We start from the raw sequence: 1,059 nt of genomic DNA, 5'->3' as shown, positions 1-1,059 counted from the left end.
CCCCGCTCGCCCTGTCCTTCCTCAACCCGGCCGGCCTGTACGACCCGCGCCCCAATGGCTATTCGCACCTGGCCGTGGCGCAAGGCGCGGCGCGCACGGTGCACGTGGCCGGACAGGGCGGTGAAGATGCGCAAGGCCGGCTGGCCGACGGTTTCGCGCAGCAGGTCGCCCAGGCCCTGGCCAACCTCGGCACCGCGCTCGCCGCGGCCGGCGCGCGGCCCCGGGACGTGGCCAAGCTCACGGTGCTCATCGTGGACCACAGCGAGCAGCGGCTGCAGACGTTCGGCCAGGCCCTGATGGCGATGTGGGCCGGCGCCCCGGCGCCCGCCTGCACCCTGATCCCCGTGCCGCGCCTGGCGCTCGACGGCATGCTGTTCGAGATCGACGCCCTCGCCTACGTGCCTGCCGGCTGACCGGCCGCCGCTTCCATCCACTCCATCCCATCACCTTCGCGCCCGCCTCCGAGAATCCCGCACCGCATGCCACCCCGTACCCTGCCCGCTGCCCCATCCTCCTCCCGCCCCGACACCTCGGCGGGCCTGTCCACTCCCGTGCTGCTGCTGATGGCGGTGGCCTGCGGCCTGTGCGCGGGCGCCAACTACTTCAACCAGCCGCTGCTGCACTCCATCGCCGTGCACCTGCAGGTGTCCGAAGGCACGGCCGCGCTGACCGTCACCTTCGCGCAGGTGGCTTACGCGGTCGGCTTGCTGCTGCTGGTGCCGCTGGGCGACAAGCTGGAGCGGCGGCGGCTGATCGCCACGCTCATGGTGCTGGCGGCGGCGGGGCTGTTCCTGAGCGGGTTTGCCGACCGCTTCGCGCTGCTGGCGCTGGGCACGCTCATGACGGGGCTGTTCTCGGTGGCCGCCCAGGTGCTGGTGCCCATGGCGGCGGCGCTGGCCGCGCCCGGGCGCAGCGGGCAGGCCGTGGGCCTGGTGATGAGCGGGCTGCTCACCGGCATCCTGGCCGCGCGCAGCGTGGCGGGCCTGCTGTCGGGCCTGGGCGGCTGGAACCTGGTCTACCGCGTGGGCGGCGTGGCCCTGCTGGTGGTGGCCGCGGCGC

At 74.2% G+C, this 1,059-nt stretch carries 2 protein-coding genes; both read left to right on the top strand.

The genetic code is table 11. The features are described from left to right. Window positions 1-11 precede the first annotated feature (11 nt). Window positions 12-413 (top strand): RidA family protein, encoded by a 402-nt coding sequence (locus AC27IO_RS24715; protein WP_498741280.1) that lies wholly within the window; start codon window positions 12-14, stop codon window positions 411-413. Window positions 414-479: 66 nt separating this feature from the next. After that, a partial coding sequence (locus AC27IO_RS24710) for an MFS transporter (protein ID WP_498741279.1) occupies window positions 480-1,059 on the top strand: 580 nt, incomplete at its 3' end.

It is taken from the genome of Acidovorax sp. KNOB132 (genome assembly GCF_057541515.1).
This window is presented reverse-complemented; position numbering and strand designations above follow the sequence as displayed.